Here is a 19,781-nt window from a genome sequence, read left to right on the forward strand (position 1 = left end):
CCGCTAGGAGCACCCGACCGTCGACTCGACCACCGGCGGGGTGATCTCCAGAGTGCCGATGCCAACGGCCGCGTCGCGGAGATCGCCACTGCCGCAGTGGTCGGCGGGGGACATCCGCACGGGCACCCATGGAGCCGGCGCAGCCGGCCAGCGCACGCGCAGCTCGTCGATGAAGCCCGCACTGGAGTCGAGGACGATGCAGGGCGCCGGAGTGGCCGCGGGCGCCTCGGTCTGATCGATCACGACGGTCATCTGGTCGACGGCGAGCGAATCGGCGTTGCCCACCGAGAACACGGTGACCGGTGTCGTGTGCCGAATCTTCAATCTTCCAAGTGTGATTCCCCGGGCGTCGTCGATCCCGACGCCCCCGCTGCCGCCCGTCGTCGACGTCGACGAGATGCTGCAGTCGTCGATCGCGAGGCCACTGACTTCCCGTCCGCTCAACGTCTCCGCGCGCACCGCCCAATTGCTGCACCCGTCGAGTTCGGCGTCGTCGACGTGTACGTCGAAGTCGGTGAAGCGCGGGTCGCCGGTGTCGCTGGGCCGTGCCAGTAGGTGGATGCCGGTGTCACAGTCGGTTACGGTGACGTCGGCGACGCGCACCGCACGGCTGGCCACGTAGTTCCATCCCACGTCGGTGCCCGGTGCCGCGGAGTCGACCATGACGGCGGATCCGCCGCGCACCCCGGTGACCGCGAGGGCGCCGATGGCGACCCGTTGTGCGCCCGCGATGCGGACGCCGTTCGCGGTGCCCCCGGTTACGCTGACGTTGGCGATGGCGAAGTCGGCGTTGGACCAATCGGTCAGATTCGGAAACGAAAAGGTATGTGCTGCAGCGTCAATGGCGAACCGATCGGCGAAGTAGGTGACGAGGGCCAGTCCGTCGTCACCGGTGTCGCGCGCGGCGTATCCGTTGATCACTGCCCGACGGCAGGCGTTGAAGTGCAGGCCGTCGGCCCGGCTGTCGGAGACGCGTAGGCCGGTGATCGCTATGCCGGATACCCCCATCATGATCACGCCGGCCTGGGGGCTCGACCGCACGGCGCAACCCGTCAACGTCACACCGGCCACGGGCGCCCTCGGCCTCGACCACGGGTGCGGCGCGGCGGAACTGGGAGCAGGGCAGCCCACGACCCTGATCCCGTCCCCCAGGGATCGGCGGGCACCCGGTGCCCAGCGAATGTTGACGTTGCGCAACGTGATTCGCCAGGCCGGGCCTCGGACCAGGAGGCCATGGCTGGTCCCGGCGCCCAGGGCCGGGTCGAGGTTGTCCATGAACAGTTCGGCATCGGGTTCGAAGACGACCGCGACGTCGGAGACGCCGGCGATCAGTATGGCCGCGGTTCCCGGTGGGTGACGCTGCGCGAACCGATAGGTGCCCGACGGGAAGTAAAGTGTGCCGCCTGATCGGACCGCCGCCGCGGCCGCGCGGACGGCCCGTGAATCGTCGGCGATCCCGTCGCCCACGGCACCGTGGCTCCTGACGTCGACCATCGGGCCGCCGCCTCCCCGGCATCCCGCCACGAGGGTGACGGCGGCTGCGGCGGGCAGGCCGGCCAGAAGACGGCGCCTCGTGGTGCTCACCGCGTGCTCGAGGCCAGTTCCCGGCAGATCGAGTCGGCGGCCAGTGCAGGGTCGATCCGCTGCTGACGCGTGGTGACGTGGGAGAGTCCCCGCACCGCGAGTTCGGCGCGCGCCACGTCGTCTTCGCAGTATCGGCGCATCAGCTCGGCAAGACCCGCGCGGTCGTGCGGGTCGAAGTACTCGGCGCCGTCACCGCACGTCTCGCGGAGCACCGGGATGTTCGACGACAGCACGGCCGTACCGGATGCCATGGCCTCCAGCGGGGGCAGCCCGGCGCCTTCGTGCAGGGACGGCATCACCAGCAGTTCGGCGGCTGCGACCAGTGCCCGCAGTACCGCGAACTCGACCTGCCCGATCAACACCACCCGGTCGCCGTGGTCCTCGGCGAGTCGGCGGACCCGTTCGTCCATGGTCCGCACCGTGGCGCCTCCCCCGGCGATGACCAGTTTGTGCGGAACGGCGCCTGCCACGTCGGAGAACGCCTCGAGCAACAGCGGTAGGTTCTTGTACCGCTTGGTGTTTCCGACGTAGAGCAGGTAGCGGCCGTCGACCGGGGACAGGCTCGGATCTACCGGCTCCAGCCACACCTCGTCGACCGGGATCGGTGCCACCTGCACGCGCGCGGACGACGCGATGCTCCGCACCGCCGCTGCGGTGGCCTCCGACGGCGTGAAGATTCGCCGGCACGACCGCGCGTCGGCGCGCAGCATCAGCTGCGCGTACATGCGGTACGCGAAGCTCTGGCCGCTGATGCTCTGCGGCAGGACGTGGATGGTGTCGTGCACGGTGACGTAGGTCAGCATCCGGCGGTTGCGGGGCTGCAGCCTGGCTATCGGGTATGGGTAGTGCGGCAGCCACACCGCCCGCGGTCGGATCTGGTCGAACGCGTGCCGCCACACCCCTTGTTCCGCCCCGGAGTACATGGGCGCGGCCGGATCCGACGCTACGACGACGTCGGTGTCCGGGCGCAGGTCGGGCAGTGAGTCCTGACCGGCCAGGACTGCCAGGCAGAGACCGTGGCGGGCCGCGGCGTCCTCGAGATGCGGGAGATGGGTACGGATGTAGGTACCGATGCCGCTCTGATGCACGTGCCGTGCATCGAAGAGGAGATCGACGGGGCGGCCGCTGGTTCGGGCTTCCGGCACATCGCCTCCTGATCTCGATCGGACGGTCCCAGGTTACGGTGCTGTCGATTACTTCTACCGCAGCCGCACCACGTGCCTGGTCACGCTCAGATGGTGAAGTGCTTAGCAGTACACCAGATCACCGATGTTCGGTTACCGTGAGCGAGTGACCAGCGGGCTCGAGGCATTCGACGATTGGCTCAACGGGCTGCTCGCGGAGCGGGCTCGAGAGGCCGGCGAGGACGTCGATCAGTACGTCGTCCGCGCGGTGGCGTCGCGCATGATCGCCGACCAGAGACGTGTCGACAGCCCGGTCATCGACGATTTGCTGACCCACCTGTCCGCCGCCGGCGTCTTTGCCGAATCGACGATGCCGAGCGTAACCGCCTCGATAAGCGACCCGAGTCGGCTACGCGCCCTGTATGCCACCGGACTGCTGGATTCGCCGCCGGAGGAGATCTACGACCGGATCACCCGCGCAGCGGCCGATGCACTCGACGCACCGTTCGCTCTGGTGTCGCTGGTCGATTCCGATCGTCAGTTCTTCAAGAGCGCGGCTGGCATGGAGATCACGTCTCCGCAGGAAAGGCAGACGCCGCTCAACCGATCGATGTGCCAATACGCCGTGGCAAACCGCGCGCCATTGATCCTCGAGGACGCGCGGGCGGACCCGGTGTTCAAGAATCACCCTGCCGTCCGCGATGGCACCCTGGTGGCCTACCTGGGCATACCGCTCATCGATGGCGATGGAAATGCCATTGGCACGCTGTGTGTATTCGACACCAAGCCGCGTTTGTGGGGCACCGGACACGTCCAGGTGCTGAGTGACCTCGCGGCGCTGGCGACCGAACGGATCTTCGGCGCCAACGCCGGCTCCGGTCGCTGAGGAACAGCGGTCCAGCTACATCGGGTGCGCCCGCTTTTTTACGATGCTGAACAAATTTCTTGACACAGCCGCTAATTACTCTGCGGAGTAGGCCCGGCACCCCTAAGGTTGGTTATCTCGAAGCCGGCAGGGGATGTGCTGCATGCAGATGGACGTGAAGGCGAAGGCCCATGCTGGGCCGAGTCGGCAGCGCACCGCGCCGCCGACGAACGCCGTGCCGGCTTCGCCCGGCCACGCCGCCCCTGCGCCGCGCGGCCTCGCCGAACGTCTTCGCTCGGAGTCCGGCTACGTCGCCCTGACCGTGGCGCTCGACATCTGGGCGGCCATGTGGGCGGTTTTGCTGGCGCAGTGGTTGACCCCGGGGCCCGTCCACGATCGCAACATCGCGTTGTTTTCGTGGATCTTCGTGCCGGTCGTCATCGCCATCCTCGGTACGCGCTCGATGTACCGCCGACGGCTCGACCACCGCTTCCTCGACGACTTCGAACCGGTCGAGACGTCCGTGGCCGTAGCCACGCTGGCAACCCTGACGATCATGTTGCTGTTGGTGCCACCGTTCTCGCCGGGTCAGGTGATCGGCGAGTACGTCCGCCCCAGCGACGTGATGATCCGGATCTGGCTGTGCGCAGCGGTTCTCATCCCTGGCGTTCGGCTCGTCAGGTCCCTTGCGCAGCGTTACCTGCGGCGGAAGTACCACTTCGGCACGCCCGCGCTGATAATTGGGTCGGGCCCGATCACCCACCAACTCGTCACGCGGATGCGTCAGGTGCCCGACTACGGACTGCACCCCGTCGGCCTACTCGACGACTCCCGGCCGACCGACGCCGAGGGGTTCGACGTGCCGTATTTCGGCACCACCGACAACCTCGAAATCGCCGCTCGCGCAACCGGCGCCGCCGAACTCATCCTGGCGCCCTCGACGGTGTCCGACGAGCGCCTCGCACGTACCGCGCACGAGGCGCAGAACCTCGGCATGCGGGTTCGGGTGGTGCCCAGGGTGATGGACGCCGTCAGCGGTGGCGCCTGGGTCGAGCACCTGGGTGGCGTACCGCTGATGGTCCTCTGCCGGGTCGACCCGAAGGGTTGGCAGTTCGCGGTCAAGCACGCGTGTGACCGCACGGCTGCGGGCCTGGGCCTGCTCCTCATCTCACCGGTGTTCCTCGGGCTGGCGCTGCTCGTCAAGCTCAGTTCGCCGGGGCCGATCTTCTTCAGCCAGGACCGGATCGGCCGTGACGGCAAGGTCTTCGGCTGCCTGAAGTTCCGGAGCATGCGCCCCCTCGACCCTGCCAAGGCCGGCTTCGAGTTGGCGGCCGGAGCCGCGCCCGGCGGCGTCGAGGGCGTCGACCGGCGCACGCGGATCGGCAAGATCATGCGCAAGACCTCACTGGACGAACTACCGCAACTGGTCAACGTGTTGCGCGGCGACATGAGCCTCGTCGGCCCGCGTCCCGAACGGCCCGAGTACGTGGAGCTGTTCGAGATGCAGGTGCGGCGCTACGGCGATCGGCACCGGGTGAAGGCTGGCATAACCGGCTGGGCTCAGGTGCATGGACTGCGGGGTCAGACGTCGATCGCCGACCGCGCCGAGTTCGACAACTACTACATCGAGAACTGGTCGCTGAACCTCGACTTCAAGATCCTGATCCTCACCGTCCTTGCAGTGCTCCGCAGTGCGGAGGACTGAGCATCACCGCTCACCCGGCCCACGTAGGCGTGATCCCCGACGGTCTCCGGCGGTGGGCGCAGACCCGTGGGACGTCACTGTCCGCGGCGTATCTGCGCGGCGCGGAGAAGGTCGTCGAGATCCTGCTGGCCCTGCAGCGCAACGACGTTCGGACGGTGTCGGTGTACAACCTCAGTCGGGCAAACCTGGGCCGCCGGGACGACGAACTCGAAGCGGTGTACTCGGCGTCGCTGCACTTCCTCACCACGTTGATCCCCAAGCACTTCCACGGATCCGCGTGCAGCGTGCGGTTGCACGGCGACCGCACGGTACTGCCTGCCGAGTACGTCGAGGCCGCAGACCATCTCGAGGCCACGATGACCGGCGAGGAGTTCCGGATCAACGTGCTCGCCGCCTATGACGCAGCCGACGAGCTCCGCGCCGCTCACCGTCGAGCGGAGCGCGACGGGTGTGACATCTCGGCAGCGTTCGAGATCGATGAGGTCGACCTGGTCATCCGGACCACTCCCGAGCCCCTGCTGAGCGGGTTCCTGCCGTTCCAGAGTCAGTACGCGCAGCTGATCTTCCTGACGACGCCGTTGAACGACCTCACGGGCAGCCGTATCGACGACATCGTCGCCGACTACCGACGCCTGCCTCGACTCCGGGGTCGGTAGCAACCGTGGAGTCCAACGGGAACCCGTTGATCATCGGTGCGGGCCCGGCGGGGCTCACCGCGGCCCTGAAGCTGGTCGAACGGGGAGCCGCGCCGCGGATCTTCGAGGCGACGAGCCACGTCGGCGGTCTGGCCCGCACGCCGACCGACGGAGAGTGGCGCGTCGACCCCGGCGGTCACAGGTTCTTCACCCAGAGCGAGGAGATCCTCGACCTCTGGAAGTCACTGCTCCCAGCCGATGAGTGGATCTCGGTGCCCCGACGCTCGGCCATGCTCGTCGACGGTCATTTCGTCCGGTACCCGCTGCTCGGGCGTGATCTGTTGACGCAGATGGGCATCGGCAAGGGCATGCGCGGCGCAGGCAGCCTGCTGTGGTCCCGGCTCTGGCACGACGTCCCGACTCCGGGCACGGCCAGCTTCCGTGAGTGGGGCACCCACGAATTCGGCAGGCACTGGTACACCAAGTTCTTCGACGGCTACGTGCGAAAGACCTGGCTGGCCGATCCCGCGGAGATCGCCAGCGACTGGGCGAATCAACGCATAAAGCCGATCGCGTGGCGCAAACCCCGCGCCGACGATCCCGCCGAGCAGGACGTGTTTCGCTATCCCCGGTTCGGCCCTGGCCAACTGTGGGAGGCGGCGGCGGCGAGACTGGCAGAGTCCGGCACCATTCCGAACCTCGACTCCCAGGTCTGCGCGGTGCGGTACGACGGCCGGGGGTGGACGTTGGAACTGCACGACGGCCAGACCGTGTCCGGGGATGCGGTGTTCTCGAGCATGCCACTGCGCTTGCTCGTCGAGACGTTGGACCCGCCGCCGCCCAGGCACATCAGGGCGGTCGCAGCGGCGCTGCGTCATCGCGCGGTCATTACGGTGGCCGTTGCGTTGCGGCAGCAGTACGACATGCCTTACAACTGGGTTTACACCCCCGGCAAGGAGTTCCGGGTCGGACGTATCCAGAACTACGGGTACTGGTCCCGTGCGCTCGCTCCGCACGATTGGACGGGCAGCTACCTCGGTCTCGAGTACTTCACCCTGCCCGACGAAGACACGTGGGTGGCGAGCGACGCGGGCTTGGGCGCGATCGTCGAGCAGGACCTGCGTGCGCTCGGCTTCGACGACCCGGTGATCGACCACCTGATGATCGTCCGGTCTCGGTTCGCCTATCCGGTCTACGATCCCACGCGCGAACGGAACGTCTCTCGCATCCGGGACTACCTGCGGAAGAGTCATCCGTCGCTGCACCCCATCGGCCGAAACGGCATGCACCGCTACGACAACCAGGACCACGCGATGCTGAGCGCCATCCACAGCGTCGATCGATACTTCGGAGGTGAAGCCGACCCGTGGCGGGTGAACACCGAGCGCGGGCATCACGAGACCGGCGTTCGGAAGTAGCGGCTGGGCCCCGCGGGTTCCGAGGCGTTTCAGAGCGGGGTGGTGTCGCCGTACGTCGCAGATCGCCACTGCGGCAGGGTCTCGCCCTCGTGGCGCCACTGCGCATTGATGTACCAGTCGACGGGCCCGTAGGGACCACCCTGGACGACGATGTCGGAATCGACGTCGTCGCGCCCGCTGACATACGTGACGTTCTCGATGCGGACGCCTTGGCCTGCGACGTCCTGATCCGGGTTCCCGCCGCCGAGTTCCACTGCCCAGAAGGACGTTCCGACGTGGTCGTCCATGGTCACCGTGATGTTCGCGATGTCGAGGTCGTAGACCTGCAGGATTTGTACGCCGAAGCCTGACCCGGTGCCCCGTCCCGGCAGATACGCCGTGATGTTCTCGAAGGACGCGTCCTTGACCCGGTACAACACGACGGCGCTGCCATCCGCGCCGCTGGACGACACGTTCCCGAACGACACCCCGGCGATGTCCTGGACGAGGATCCGTCCGGGGCCCTCGAGCACCAGGTCGTCGATCGTCAGGTTCGCCGACGGCAGGTCCGCGACGTCGAGTCCACCGCGGATCGCGCCCGCGCCGGTGACGATGACGTCACTGGGGTGGTCGGCGACGAGTCGTACGCCGTCGATCACGGAGTCGTGCAGCGAGGCCAGCAGGATGCCACCGTTGCCGCCTGACGTCGGCCCGCTGGCGGCGAGGTTCTCGGCGTAGACGTTGCGCAGCGTGATGCCCGCGAACCTGCTCGTCGCCACCGCGGGGGTCTCGACGGCGAGCGACCAGTTCTTCGAACCGCGGATGACGACGTCGGTGATCGACGAGCCCGAGAAGTCCCACCACATGGAGTTCTCGGTGCCGTCGATATTGTTGGTGGCCAACACGATTCCGGTCTGGGCGCCGTCGATCGTCACGTCCGAGACGTGGATGTCGCGCGACGCGAGACTCGTCCAGTCGCCGGGGCCGACCGCCTTGGCCGAGTTGAGCTGGATGCCGTAGTCCTTGCCGGTCACCGTGACGTCGCTGATGGTGATGTCGTAGCCGCCCTGGACCCGGACGCCGCTGGCGGAACCGCCGGTCACCGTGATGTGGGTGGCGACCGAACCGCCGTTGTTCCAGTCGCCGAGGCCGGCTTGATTGAACGGACCGTCGCCCGGGCCGTAGGTCCATGGCTGAGTCGGGTCGTAGTAGGTCACGAAGGCCAGACCGTCGTCGCCGGTGTTCTGCGCGACGAGCCCGTCAACGGTGACCCGACGGTTCGCGTTGAAGTGCAGCCCGTCGGCCAGCGTGCCAATGGCAGTGAAGTTCGTGACGGTCACGTCGGACGCTCCCATCACGACCGCTCCGGTTTGGGGTGCGTTGACCACGCGAGCGTTGACGATCGACACGTACTGCACGGTGCCGGTGGAGCCGGTCCAGCCCGCAGGCGGCGCGGAGTCGGATGGCCACCCGAGCACTGAGATCCCGTCACCGAAGCTTCGTGCGGATGGCCGCGTGACCCACTCGATGGTGGGATTGATGATGGCGACGTGAGACGCCGAGCCCTCGACCCGGATGCCGTGGCTCGTGCCGTGCCCGGCGGCGTCGAGGTTGTCCATCACCAGCCGGGCACCGGGAGCGAACTCGACCGTCACGTTCGACAGTCCCCGAAGCAGGATCGCTGCGTTGCCTGCGGGCTGCTGTTGGGCGAACCGGTAGTTCCCCTCCGGGAAGTACAGCCGCGCGCCCGACGACAGCGCTGCCTGCGCGGCCTTGATGGCGGCCGAGTCGTCGGTGATTCCGTCTCCGACTGCGCCGTAGTCCTTGACGTTGATGGTGGTGACGGGTGCGGTGGCCGACGTCGCCGCAGACGTCGTCGACTGAGCGCCGGTATGGGAGATCTCCGAGACGCCGAGTTGGCGGCGCACCCATGCCAGGACGGCCCACAGTGACGGTGATTCGACGGGCCCCGGCGCACCGGTGGCGTCGATCGCACCCAGCACGGCTGCGACGATGCCGGCGGGCTGCGCCGAGACCCGTTCTGGCGCATCGGGTGCAGCCGCCACGGCGACTTCGAGTGTCGGTGTCTCCGGCACCGGGCTGGAGTCGACCGGTTCGGCGATCACCACGATGTCGACCGATGGCGACTCCGGTTGCGTCGGCTGTTCGGTCTCGATGTCCGTGCCGGAGGCGGGTTTTGGTTCTGTCGCCGGGACGTCGGCGTCGTTCGCGGGGGTGGGCTGGGGCTGCGCCGGTGGGGATGTCGACTCGGCGGTGTCCGATCCGTGGTCGGCTTCTTCGTCCCCGCCGCCCACGGGTTCCGCTCCCTCTGGTTCGGTCACGTCCTCGTCGTCGGGTTCGACCGGCCCTTCGCCCGTGGCATCCCCGTCCGGATCCGACGGAACTTCGGGTTCCGGGTCGACGGGATCGTCGGACTCGTCGCGGTCGGCCACCGGGGCGGTGGCCGGTTCGGAGTCGGTGGAGGTGTCGGACGCGCCGCTACCGTCGCGGGCAGGGCCCGCGGCCGAAGCGCCTTGGGAGGACGCCGAATTCGACGACGAGGTGTTCGACGACGAGGCATCGGTCTTCGAAGCGCCGGCCGAGGGCGACGACGAACTGGGCCCAGGTGCATCCGATGCCGACGGCTCTGCCGCGCTGATACCCGGACCGGTCACCAGAGCCAGCCCGATGCCCGCAGCGGCCACCACCCCGCTCATGCCGTATGCGCGCTTGTCCACCGGACATGCCCCCTATTTTTGACACACGTGACAATTAGCCATCCTCACCATATCCCCCCGGGACGGATGGCGACGCAAAACGCCCGGTCCGTGGTACGGACCGGGCGTGTGCGTTGAGACGTGTGTTACTTGGCCCTTTCGAGGACCTCGACCAGACGCCAGCGCTTGGTGGCCGACAGCGGACGGGTCTCCATCAGGGACACCCGGTCGCCGACGCCGGCGACGCCGTCTTCGTCATGCGCCTTGACCTTCGTGGTCGTGCGGATGATCTTGCCGTAGAGCGGGTGGCTCTTGCGATCCTCGAGCTCGACGACGATGGTCTTCTGCATCTTGTCGCTCACCACGTAGCCGATACGGGTCTTGCGACGGTTGCGGGGCTTTTCGGTCTTCGGCGTGTACGCCGGACCCTTTGCGCCGCTCTTGGTTTCACTGCCGTTGTCTGCCATTACGAATCCTCACCAACGGGTCCGGACGCCAGACCCAGCTCACGTTCGCGCAACACCGTGTAGACGCGCGCAATCTCCTGTCGCACCGTGCGGAGCCGACGGTTGTTCGAGAGCTGGCCGGTGGCCATCTGGAAGCGAAGGTTGAACAGCTCTTCCTTCGACTCCCGGAGCCGACCGGTCAGCTCGTCGTCGGTCATCTCGCGCAGTTCGCCAGGCGAAGTTCCCACTGCCATCAGAACTGCTCCTCTCTGGTAACGATGCGTGCCTTGATCGGCAACTTGTGGATGGCGCGCGTGAGTGCCTCGCGCGCGACCTTCTCGTCGGGGTAGCTCAGCTCGAACAGCACGCGGCCGGGCTTCACGTTCGCGACCCACCACTCCGGCGAACCCTTACCGGAACCCATGCGGGTCTCGGCGGGCTTCTTGGTCAGTGGGCGGTCCGGGAAGATGTTGATCCACACCTTGCCGCCTCGCTTGATGTGCCGGTTGATGGCGATACGAGCGGACTCGATCTGCCGGTTGGTGATGTAGGCATGGCCGAGGGCCTGGATGCCGTAGTCACCGAAGCTCACCGAGGTGCCACCGCTGGCAATGCCGCGTTGCTGCGGGTGGTGCTGCTTGCGGTGCTTGACCCTGCGGGGAATCAACATGTGCTAGCTCCCTGACTCTTGCGTAGTGCTCTCGGCTGCGCCTGCGGCAGCTTCGGTGCCAACCGTCGCCTCGGCGATGGCGGGCGCTTCGTCACCGGCGGTGCCGGACGCTGCGCGACCGGCCTCGGTGCTCGTCGCCGTGGTGCCCGAGGCGCCACTGCGGCGCGGACGGGTAGCACCCGTCGGACGCTCGCGACGGGGACGGTCGGCCCCTGCAGGCGCCGCGGCGGTCAGCTCGCGCTTGCCACCGACGATGTCGCCCTTGTAGATCCAGACCTTCACACCGATGCGACCGAAGGTGGTCTTGGCCTCGTAGAGGCCGTAGTCGATGTCGGCGCGCAGCGTGTGCAGCGGCACCCGGCCTTCGCGGTAGAACTCCGAGCGGCTCATCTCGGCGCCGCCGAGGCGGCCCGAGCACTGCACGCGGATGCCCTTGACGTTGGGCTGGCGCATCGCCGACTGGATCGCCTTGCGCATCGCGCGGCGGAAGGCCACGCGGTTGCTCAGCTGTTCGGCGACACCCTGGGCGACCAACTGCGCCACCGACTCCGGGCTCTTCACCTCGAGGATGTTGAGCTGGACCTGCTTCTTGGTCAGCTTCTCCAGGTCGGTGCGGATGCGATCGGCCTCGGTGCCGCGGCGACCGATGACGATGCCGGGACGCGCGGTGTGGATGTCGACGCGGACGCGGTCACGGGTGCGCTCGATCTCGACGTCGGCGATGCCGGCGCGCTCGAGGCCCGTGGCTAGCAGCTTGCGGATCGCGACGTCTTCCTTGACGTAGTCCGAGTACTGCTTGTCGGCGTACCACCGGGACTTCCAGTCGGTCGTGATGCCGAGCCGGAAGCCGTGGGGGTTGATCTTCTGGCCCACTACTCCGAGCCTCCCTTCGCGTCAGACGCTTCGGTAGTCGTGTCGGCCTTGGTATCAGCCTTGGTGGTCTCGGCCTTCTTGGCGGACGCCTTGGCCGGAGCCTGTCCCTGCGTGCTCTTGGCCTTGCTGCCCTGCGCACGACGTGCACGCGCTGCGGCAGCCGATCCGGCACCCTTCGAGCCCTGGTCCCGCGACGGGCGGCTCTCGACGATCACCGTGATGTGGCTGGTGCGCTTGCGGATCCGGAAGGCGCGGCCCTGGGCACGCGGCCGGATGCGCTTGGCGGTCGGGCCCTCGTCTGCGTAGACGGCGGCGACGACGAGCGTCGACGGGTCGAGCCCATCGTTGTTCTGCGCGTTGGCAGCGGCGCTCGCGATGACCTTGGCCACCGGCTCGCTGGCGGCCTGCGGTGCCCACCGCAGGATGTCCAGCGCGTCGGACACGGACTTGCCGCGTACCAGGTCGATCACCCGGCGTGCCTTGGACGCCGAGACGCGCACGAAGCGCGCCTTCGCCGTCGCGGACGGGTATTCAGTGATTGCAGTGGTCATTAGCGCCGCTTGCTCTTCCGGTCGTCCTTGATGTGACCCTTGAACGTTCGCGTCGGGGCGAACTCGCCCAGCTTGTGTCCGACCATCGACTCGGTGACGAACACCGGCACGTGCTTGCGACCGTCGTGGACGGCGAAGGTGTGACCGATGAAGTCAGGGATGATGGTCGATCGACGCGACCAGGTCTTGATGACCTGCTTCGTATTCTTGTCGTTCTGAACGTCGACCTTCTTCAACAGATGGTCGTCGACGAACGGACCCTTCTTGAGGCTGCGTGGCATAGCTCTTTCCTTCCCGGCCTAGCGCTTGTTCTTGCCGGTGCGCCGGCGTCGGACGATGAGCTTGTCGCTCGGCTTGTTCTTGCGGGTGCGGCCTTCTGGCTTGCCCCACGGGCTCACCGGGTGACGACCACCGGAGGTCTTGCCCTCGCCACCACCGTGCGGGTGGTCGACGGGGTTCATGACGACACCACGGACGGTCGGGCGCTTGCCCTTCCAGCGCATGCGGCCGGCCTTGCCCCAGTTGATGTTCGCCTGCTCGGCGTTGCCGACCTCGCCGACGGTGGCGCGGCAGCGCACGTCGACGCGGCGGATCTCACCGCTGGGCATGCGCAGCGTCGCGTAGGTGCCTTCCTTGCCGAGCAGCTGAATGCTGACACCGGCGGAGCGGCCCATCTTCGCGCCGCCACCGGGCCGCAGCTCCACGGCGTGGATGACGGTACCGGCGGGGATGTTGCGCAGCGGCAGGTTGTTGCCGGGCTTGATGTCGGCGTTGGCGCCCGACTCCACGATGGTGCCCTGCTTCAGTCCCTGCGGCGCGATGATGTAGCGCTTCTCGCCGTCCAGGTAGTGCAGCAGTGCGATGTTCGCGGTGCGGTTGGGGTCGTACTCGATGTGAGCGACCTTGGCGTCGACGCCGTCCTTGTCATGACGACGGAAGTCGATGACGCGGTAGGCGCGCTTGTGGCCGCCACCCTTGTGCCGGGTGGTGATGCGACCGTGGGCGTTGCGACCGCCGGTGCCGTGCAGCGGGCGGACCAACGACTTCTCCGGCGTCGATCGGGTGATCTCGGCGAAGTCGGAGACGCTCGAACCGCGGCGACCGGGGGTCGTCGGCTTGTACTTGCGAATAGCCATGTCTAGTAAATCCTTAACTCCCGGCCGGTTAGGCCGGTGCTCCGAACAGATCGATCGGCTTGCTGCCGGCGGCCAGCGTCACGATGGCGCGCTTGGTGGCCTTGCGCTGGCCGTAGCCGGTGCGGGTCCGCTTGCGCTTGCCCTGCCGGTTGGCCGTGTTCACGGAGTCGACCTTCACGTCGAAGATCTTCTCGATCGCGATCTTGATCTGCGTCTTGTTCGAGGAGGGGTGCACGATGAACGTGTACACGTTGTCCTCGATCAGGGCGTAGCTCTTCTCCGAGATGACCGGGGCCAGGATGATGTCGCGGGGATCGGTCACGGTAGCCATCAGGCAGACACCTCCTCAGTGCTCTTGGTCTTCGCGCCCGAGATGTACGCGTTCAGGGCCTCGACGCTGAACACGACGTCATCGGCGTCGAGCACGTCGTAGGTGTTGAGCTGGTCCGGCGAGATCACGTGCACACCGGGCAGGTTGCGCACGCTCTTCGCGGCGATCTCATCGCTGCGGCCGATCACGATCAGCACCTTGCGACGGTCGGTGAGCGATCCGAGGAACGTCTTCACCGCCTTGGTCGACGGCGTCTGTCCGCTGATCAGCTCCGTGACCGCGTGGATCCGGTCGTTGCGAGCCCGGTCCGAGAGCGCCCCGCGCAGTGCGGCGGCGATCATCTTCTTCGGGGTCCGCTGGCTGTAGTCGCGCGGCTGCGGGCCGTGCACGACGCCACCGCCGGTGAACTGCGGCGCGCGGGTCGAACCCTGGCGGGCGCGGCCGGTGCCCTTCTGGCGGTACGGCTTCTTGCCGCCACCGGAGACCTCGCCGCGCGTCTTGGTCGAGTGCGTGCCCTGCCGCTTGGCGGCCAGCTGCGCGATGACGACCTGGTGCATCAGCGCGATGTTCGGCTCGACGTCGAACAGCTCGGCGGGCAGATCGACGCTGCCGTCGGTCTTGCCGTCCGGGGTCCGAACGTCAATGCTCTTCGCTGCCATTACTTTTCACCTCGTTTGATCGCGCTGCGAACCACGACGAGTCCGCCGTTGCGGCCGGGGATGGCGCCCTTGATCAAGATGACGCCGTTCTCGGCGTCGACCTTGTGGACCTTCAGGTTCTGCGTGGTGATCCGGTCGGAGCCCATGCGGCCCGACATCCGGGTGCCCTTGAAGACGCGGCCGGGGGTGGCACAGCCACCGATCGAGCCGGGACGACGGTGCACGGCCTGGGCGCCGTGGGAGGCTCCCTGACCCTTGAACCCGTGCCGCTTCATGGTGCCTGCGAAGCCCTTGCCCTTGCTGGTGCCGGTGACGTCGACGAAGGCGCCGTCGACGAAGATCTCGGCGGTCAGCTCCTGACCGACCTCGTACTCCGACGCAGCTGCCTCGTCGTCGAGCCGCAGCTCGGCGAGGTGACGGCGGGGGTTGACGCCCGCCGCGGCGAACTGACCGGTGACCGGCTTGGTCACCTTGCGCGGGCTGATCTCGCCGTATGCGAGCTGGACGGCGCTGTAGCCGTCGCGCTCGGGGGTGCGGATGCGGGTCACCACGTTGGGGCCGGCCTTGACGACCGTGACGGGAACGACCTTGTTGTTCTCGTCGAACACCTGAGTCATGCCCAGCTTGGTGCCCAGAATTCCCTTACGTGCCATGGTTTCTGGTTCTCCTACTGGATGTTCACGTCGACACTGGCCGGCAGATCGATGCGCATGAGTGCGTCAACGGTCTTCGGCGTCGGGTCGAGGATGTCGATGAGACGCTTGTGGGTGCGCATCTCGAAGTGCTCCCGCGAATCCTTGTACTTGTGGGGAGACCGGATGACGCAGTACACGTTCTTCTCGGTCGGCAGCGGCACCGGGCCGACCACACTGGCGCCCGTACGGGTGACCGTCTCGACGATCTTGCGCGCAGAGGCGTCAATGGCCTCGTGGTCGTAGGCCTTCAGCCTGATGCGGATCTTTTGTCCCGCCACGCTTCTCCTACCTCACTACTAACGGGCCCCGTCAGGGCCTGGTCTGTTGCGCCGCCCCCGGGTCGCCCCGAGGTGCGCGCGCTGGCTGTGCCGCCGCTGTTTACGTATCTGTGGTTCACCGACCCCCGCGGTCGGGTGTGTCGCCCTCACGCACACTCGCCCGCGACTGATTTCGTCACGCTCGAGGTTGGGACCGGATGCATCCCTGAGGACACTGGTCGCATGCCTCTGCCAGGCAGACCCGAAGGTCCCCGTCCCGGCTCGAGGCAACCCGAACAGTATGCCTCAGATCCGGGCGTCGTCCAAATCCCCCGGCGAAGCCATGCGAGCACGTTCAACGTGCGGTCAGGGCGAGTTTACCGGGCCGCCCCAGAGGCCAACCAAACCCGCCGAGACTGCGGGCAGATCGCGTTTTCCCTCCAGATCGCGATCTGGCAGCAGACTCGGCACGCCGTCAGCGCTGAAGCGAGGCCCAGAAGTCGCACTGGTGCACCTCGGTGAAGTCGTCGGCCACGCGGGTGTCGTCGGGTACGAACGACAGCCGGTCGCTGCGCGCGGGGTCGTCGCCGGCCTCCGGCCACTCGGGTAGACCCTCGACCTCGGGCGCTCCGGTGCGGACGAACTCGCTCCAGTAGTCGATCATCTGGTCCGACAGCGTCTGCTGGGCACGGTCCAGCGGCGGCGCCCCGCCGACGTCGAAGAGGTACCGCAGCTCGAGTGAGTGACTCGCGCCGACCGGGAAGGGCAATGTCCGGAACGGCTCGGGGGTGGGCGCCTCGCGATCGTTGAACTCGTAGGCGTACACCGGCGACTCGCGGGAGAGGTCGGCGGTGATGCGCTGATCGACGCACGCGAACTCGCCGTCGGTGACGGCAGCCGAGTAGGCCAGCGGTGCGCTGCCGCCGTAGCGGTCCAGCGGATACCGGGCCGCGACCGCACTCGCACCGCGGCCGAAGGTCTGGGCCAGCACGCCCGGATACTCGGCGGACAGCAGGTCCTGGCCGCGGAGGTATTCGAGCGCGAGGAAGAGGGTGAACTCGTCGCGGTTGCTACCGATCAGGAGCGGCACGCGCGCGGCGTCCCCAGCGGCGAAGGCGGCCATCGGGTCGACGGGCAGTGTCGTCGTGCCGGTCACGGGACCGCTGAGGGCGTCGTCGCCGATCCGGAAGTACTCCACGGGGTTACGCAGCTGCTTCGCAGGCAGGGCGCGCAAACATGCGGCTGCCGCCGCGGGGTCACCGCACCCGACGTCGCGGGCGTAGTCGACGCTGATCCGCTCCGCCTCAGGCAGCGCCAGTTGGGCCTGGCACGGGCCGCTCTGGATGATCGCGCCGTCGAACAGGTCCTTCGAACCGGGCGCGACGAGGTGGTCGCACACCGACATGCCGCCCGCGGACTCCCCCGCGATCGTGACCTTGTCGGGGTCGCCGCCGAACGCGGCGATGTTGTCGTGCACCCAGCGCAGTGCGGCCTGCTGGTCGGCCAGCCCGTAGTTGCCGACCGCACCCGCGGGCCCGAGCGATGGGTGCGCGAGGAACCCGAGTGTGCCGAGCCGGTAGTTGAGGGTGACGACGACGATGTCACCGCGCGTCGTGAGCCACTTCGAGTCGTAGATGCCGCTGCTGCCGTTGATGAACGCGCCGCCGTGGATCCACACCATCACCGGCTTGCGCTCGTCCTGGTTCGCCGGCGGAGTCCATACGTTCAGCGTCAGGCAGTCCTCGTCGGTCTGGCGCCCGATCTCGGGATCGCCGACGTCCTGGATGCAGCGTGGCCCGACGCGGGTGGCCTTGCGCAGTCCGGTCCAGGCCTGCGCGGGTGCGGGCGGTTGCCACCGCAGCCCGCCAACGGGCGGCGCAGCGTATGGCAGGCCACCGAAGAACCGGTGATCGGGTGCGACGACACCGCGCACGTCGCCCTGCACAGTGCTCACGACCGCCGGATCCGTTGGCGCCGCCGAGGGGTCCGTCGACGATCCCGCTCCCCCACAACCCCCGATCAGGAGTGCGACGGCGAGCAATGCGATCGGACGACACCGCCGGAGGGACACCACGATCGCCGAGCGTACTGATGCGCTCGGAGTCGATCCGCGCAAACCGGCCGTGGCCGCCCGCCCACGCACCTAGACTCCGTTGACACCCGTCAACTGCGCAGCCCGCAAGCGAGGAGTCACATGAGCACGCCCACAATGGACGAAGCAGCGAAGGTCCTCGCGGACCCGAAGGCATACGCCGACGACGAGCGGTTGCACACCGCACTGACCCACCTGCGGGCGAACAATCCCGTTGCCTGGGTTGACAATCCGCCGTACCGGCCGTTCTGGGCGATCACGAAGCACGCGGACATCATGGCGATCGAGCGGGACAACGAGCTGTTCATCAGCGAACCACGACCACTGCTCTCGACCGCCGCAGCCGACGACTACGCCAAGGCGCAGCTCGACGCGGGGATGGGACTGCGCACGCTGATCCACATGGACGATCCGCACCACCGCAAGGTGCGCGCGATCGGCGCCGACTGGTTCCGGCCGAAGGCCATGCGCGACCTGAAGGTCAGGGTGGACGAACTGGCCAAGCGCTACGTCGACCACATGCGGGACATTGGACCGGAATGCGACTTCGTCACCGACATCGCCGTGCAGTTCCCGCTGTACGTGATCATGTCGCTGCTCGGCCTGCCCGAGGAGGACTACGGACGCATGCACATGCTGACCCAGGAGATGTTCGGCGGCGACGACGACGAGTACAAGCGAGGCACGACGCCCGAGGAGCAGATGGCCGTCCTGCTCGACTTCTTCGGCTACTTCTCGAAGCTGACCGCGGCGCGGCGGGAGCACCCGACCGACGACCTGGCGTCCGCCATCGCCAACGGCCGCATCGACGGGGAGCCACTGTCGGAGATCGACACGGCGTCGTACTACGTGATCGTGGCGAGCGCCGGCCACGACACGACCAAGGACGCGATCTCCGGTGGCCTGCTCGCCCTGATCGAGAATCCAGGGGAACTCGACCGGCTGCGATCCGACCCCGGCCTGATGGGCACCGCGGTGGAGGAGATGATCCGCTGGTCCACGCCGGTCAAGGAGTTCATGCGGACGGCGACGGCGGACACCACGGTCCGCGGGGTCGACATCGCCAAGGGCGACTCCGTGTATCTGGCCTACGTCTCGGGCAATCGCGACGAGGACGTGTTCGACGACCCGTTCCGCTTCGACGTCGGGCGTGACCCGAACAAGCACGTCGCCTTCGGGTACGGAGTCCACTTCTGTCTGGGCGCCGCGTTGGCCCGGATGGAGATGACCAGCCTGTTCACCGAACTGGTGCCGCGGTTGGAGTCGATCGAGTTGACGGGCACCGCCGAGCTGAGTGCGACGACCTTCGTCGGCGGGCTCAAGCACCTGCCGATTCGCTACTCGCTCAGGTAGTTTCGCGGTTCATCACGTGCGTGGCGAGGAAGCCGTCGACGGCAACCTCGGCGATCTGCCGGTAGTCGAAGTCGGGCAGCGTGCTCAGCTTGCCGAGCACGATGGGCCCCAGTAGCAGCGCGGCGGCCCGGGTCCGGTCGACCTCGCCGAGCGCGGCGATCGCGACGTCGCTGTCGAGCACGGCGTCGAATGGCGCCGCGTACTGCTCGGCCACCCGTTCGCGCAGGGTCTGCACCTCCTGACTCTCGGCCGAACCCTTGTTGCGGCCCCATGGCAGCTGTTCCATGTCGCCGCCGAGCGCCAGCCACGACATCGCGGCGATGCTGACCGGCGCCTCCGCGATCAGTTCGGCCTGGGCCTGCACCATGGCCACCAGGCGGTCGCGCAGCGAGCCCTCGTCGGGCGGGATGGGCGCAGGCGGGATCAGGGCGTGAAACGCGGCTGCCACCAGATCGTTGCCGCTCGGGAAGTGACGGTAGAGCGTGGCGCGCGCGACGTTGGATGCGCGGGTGACGGCGTCGACGGTCACCGCCGTGGGGCCGCCCGCCCTCAGCAGCGCCGTGGCCGCGTCGAGCAAGCGGGCCCGCGACCGAGCCGGCCTGGGGTCGGTGCGTCCAGCTGTCATCGGTTTGAGTCACCTCCAACGCGGGAAACAAGACTGTTAGTCTCGCATCAAGACGGAATGTCTTGA

The 19,781-nt window shown here is 67.7% G+C and carries 21 protein-coding genes; 5 read left to right on the forward strand and 16 right to left on the reverse strand.

Annotation, left to right across the window (positions count from 1 at the left end):
* Positions 1-3 precede the first annotated feature (3 nt).
* Both LOK44_RS10575 and LOK44_RS29930 read right to left on the reverse strand, forming a co-directional pair.
* Positions 4-1,584 (reverse strand): right-handed parallel beta-helix repeat-containing protein, encoded by a 1,581-nt coding sequence (locus LOK44_RS10575; protein ID WP_237569951.1) that lies wholly within the window; start codon positions 1,582-1,584, stop codon positions 4-6.
* Positions 1,581-2,729 (reverse strand): glycosyltransferase family 4 protein, encoded by a 1,149-nt coding sequence (locus tag LOK44_RS29930; protein WP_237569952.1) that lies wholly within the window; start codon positions 2,727-2,729, stop codon positions 1,581-1,583. The genes LOK44_RS10575 and LOK44_RS29930 overlap by 4 nt, the downstream gene beginning before the upstream one ends.
* A gap of 145 nt (positions 2,730-2,874) precedes the next feature.
* On the opposite strand from LOK44_RS29930, the gene LOK44_RS10585 reads away from it, so the two are divergent.
* The 4 genes from LOK44_RS10585 (at position 2,875) to LOK44_RS10600 (ending at position 7,331) form a co-directional block, all read left to right on the forward strand.
* Positions 2,875-3,594, forward strand: a complete 720-nt coding sequence (locus LOK44_RS10585) for a GAF domain-containing protein (protein WP_237569953.1) — start codon at positions 2,875-2,877, stop codon at positions 3,592-3,594.
* Between the two features lie 142 nt (positions 3,595-3,736).
* Positions 3,737-5,278 (forward strand): sugar transferase, encoded by a 1,542-nt coding sequence (locus LOK44_RS10590; protein ID WP_237569954.1) that lies wholly within the window; start codon positions 3,737-3,739, stop codon positions 5,276-5,278.
* A gap of 29 nt (positions 5,279-5,307) precedes the next feature.
* A complete protein-coding gene (locus LOK44_RS10595; protein ID WP_237569955.1) occupies positions 5,308-5,934 on the forward strand; it encodes an undecaprenyl diphosphate synthase family protein in 627 nt (208 codons plus the stop codon).
* Positions 5,935-5,939: 5 nt separating this feature from the next.
* Complete coding sequence (locus LOK44_RS10600) at positions 5,940-7,331, forward strand: NAD(P)/FAD-dependent oxidoreductase (protein WP_237569956.1); 1,392 nt, start codon at positions 5,940-5,942, stop codon at positions 7,329-7,331.
* 29 nt (positions 7,332-7,360) lie between these two features.
* On the opposite strand, the gene LOK44_RS10605 is transcribed toward LOK44_RS10600, so the two are convergent.
* From LOK44_RS10605 to LOK44_RS10665, 13 genes are all read right to left on the reverse strand, one after another.
* Entirely contained in the window at positions 7,361-10,048 is a 2,688-nt protein-coding gene (locus tag LOK44_RS10605) for a glycosyl hydrolase family 28-related protein (RefSeq protein WP_237569957.1), read from the reverse strand.
* A gap of 125 nt (positions 10,049-10,173) precedes the next feature.
* Complete coding sequence (gene rpsQ, locus LOK44_RS10610) at positions 10,174-10,494, reverse strand: 30S ribosomal protein S17 (protein ID WP_163918960.1); 321 nt, start codon at positions 10,492-10,494, stop codon at positions 10,174-10,176.
* Entirely contained in the window at positions 10,494-10,727 is a 234-nt protein-coding gene (gene rpmC, locus LOK44_RS10615) for a 50S ribosomal protein L29 (protein ID WP_163918961.1), read from the reverse strand. Before rpmC ends, rpsQ begins: the two co-directional genes overlap by 1 nt.
* Positions 10,727-11,143 (reverse strand): 50S ribosomal protein L16, encoded by a 417-nt coding sequence (rplP, locus tag LOK44_RS10620; protein ID WP_163918962.1) that lies wholly within the window; start codon positions 11,141-11,143, stop codon positions 10,727-10,729. The genes rpmC and rplP overlap by 1 nt, the downstream gene beginning before the upstream one ends.
* 3 nt (positions 11,144-11,146) lie before the next feature.
* Positions 11,147-12,016: a 30S ribosomal protein S3 gene (rpsC, locus tag LOK44_RS10625; RefSeq protein ID WP_237569958.1), complete on the reverse strand. Its 870-nt coding sequence runs from the start codon at positions 12,014-12,016 to the stop codon at positions 11,147-11,149.
* Positions 12,016-12,567, reverse strand: coding sequence for a 50S ribosomal protein L22 (gene rplV, locus LOK44_RS10630; protein WP_237569959.1), 552 nt, complete (start codon positions 12,565-12,567; stop codon positions 12,016-12,018). Before rplV ends, rpsC begins: the two co-directional genes overlap by 1 nt.
* Entirely contained in the window at positions 12,567-12,848 is a 282-nt protein-coding gene (rpsS, locus tag LOK44_RS10635; RefSeq protein ID WP_163797122.1) for a 30S ribosomal protein S19, read from the reverse strand. Before rpsS ends, rplV begins: the two co-directional genes overlap by 1 nt.
* An 18-nt stretch (positions 12,849-12,866) precedes the next feature.
* Complete coding sequence (rplB, locus tag LOK44_RS10640; RefSeq protein ID WP_163918965.1) at positions 12,867-13,703, reverse strand: 50S ribosomal protein L2; 837 nt, start codon at positions 13,701-13,703, stop codon at positions 12,867-12,869.
* Positions 13,704-13,731: 28 nt separating this feature from the next.
* The gene (rplW, locus tag LOK44_RS10645; RefSeq protein WP_163918966.1) at positions 13,732-14,034 is read right to left on the reverse strand and encodes a 50S ribosomal protein L23; all 303 of its coding nucleotides are present in this window, start codon (positions 14,032-14,034) and stop codon (positions 13,732-13,734) included.
* Entirely contained in the window at positions 14,034-14,693 is a 660-nt protein-coding gene (rplD, locus tag LOK44_RS10650; RefSeq protein WP_163918967.1) for a 50S ribosomal protein L4, read from the reverse strand. Before rplD ends, rplW begins: the two co-directional genes overlap by 1 nt.
* The gene (rplC, locus tag LOK44_RS10655; RefSeq protein WP_163918968.1) at positions 14,693-15,346 is read right to left on the reverse strand and encodes a 50S ribosomal protein L3; all 654 of its coding nucleotides are present in this window, start codon (positions 15,344-15,346) and stop codon (positions 14,693-14,695) included. The genes rplD and rplC overlap by 1 nt, the downstream gene beginning before the upstream one ends.
* Before the next feature lie 14 nt (positions 15,347-15,360).
* Complete coding sequence (rpsJ, locus tag LOK44_RS10660; RefSeq protein WP_003883485.1) at positions 15,361-15,666, reverse strand: 30S ribosomal protein S10; 306 nt, start codon at positions 15,664-15,666, stop codon at positions 15,361-15,363.
* 454 nt (positions 15,667-16,120) lie between these two features.
* A complete protein-coding gene (locus LOK44_RS10665) occupies positions 16,121-17,719 on the reverse strand; it encodes a carboxylesterase/lipase family protein (protein WP_372481216.1) in 1,599 nt (532 codons plus the stop codon).
* Between the two features lie 120 nt (positions 17,720-17,839).
* On the opposite strand from LOK44_RS10665, the gene LOK44_RS10670 reads away from it, so the two are divergent.
* Positions 17,840-19,090: a cytochrome P450 gene (locus tag LOK44_RS10670; protein WP_237569960.1), complete on the forward strand. Its 1,251-nt coding sequence runs from the start codon at positions 17,840-17,842 to the stop codon at positions 19,088-19,090.
* Here the strand turns inward: LOK44_RS10670 and LOK44_RS10675 are convergent.
* A complete protein-coding gene (locus LOK44_RS10675) occupies positions 19,083-19,715 on the reverse strand; it encodes a TetR/AcrR family transcriptional regulator (protein WP_237569961.1) in 633 nt (210 codons plus the stop codon). The two genes, LOK44_RS10670 and LOK44_RS10675, sit on opposite strands and share 8 nt — an antisense overlap.
* Between the last annotated feature and the right edge of the window lie 66 nt (positions 19,716-19,781).

Source organism: Mycolicibacterium lacusdiani, assembly GCF_021916785.1.
Lineage (GTDB): Bacteria > Actinomycetota > Actinomycetes > Mycobacteriales > Mycobacteriaceae > Mycobacterium > Mycobacterium lacusdiani.